The sequence below is a fragment of the Paenibacillus sp. Soil522 genome (assembly GCF_001428245.1).
Lineage (GTDB): Bacteria > Bacillota > Bacilli > Paenibacillales > Paenibacillaceae > Pristimantibacillus.
The window spans coordinates 2,000-2,342 of the sequence record NZ_LMRV01000010.1; the positions used below are offsets into that span (position 1 = coordinate 2,000).

Here is a 343-nt window from a genome sequence, read left to right on the forward strand (position 1 = left end):
CTGCTTTCCTGCTTTCTTGTTCGGATTCCATAACCGCATCATGAAAAACCCGCAAATTGACATTAACGCGACCATAAATAATATGGCAAGCGCACTGGAATATCCAACCTGATTATAACGAGCCATCGTGTTATAGATCATCGTGCTCAGAAGGGAAGAGGAGAAGTTAGGACCTCCTTGGGTCAACACCCAAATGATATCAAACGAGCGTGCCGCATCAATCATTCTTATCAGGACGGCGACGACGATGACTGGACGAAGACAAGGCAGTGTAATACGCCAGAAACATTGGCTCTTATTCGCTCCGTCAATGTGCGCTGCTTCGTACAGACTTTCGGGTATG

1 protein-coding gene is annotated in these 343 nt (G+C 46.6%); it reads right to left on the minus strand.

The window, feature by feature from the left end; all coding sequences use genetic code 11:
* On the minus strand, window positions 1–343 hold a 343-nt coding region (locus ASG81_RS02855; RefSeq protein ID WP_155971150.1), incomplete at both ends, for a carbohydrate ABC transporter permease.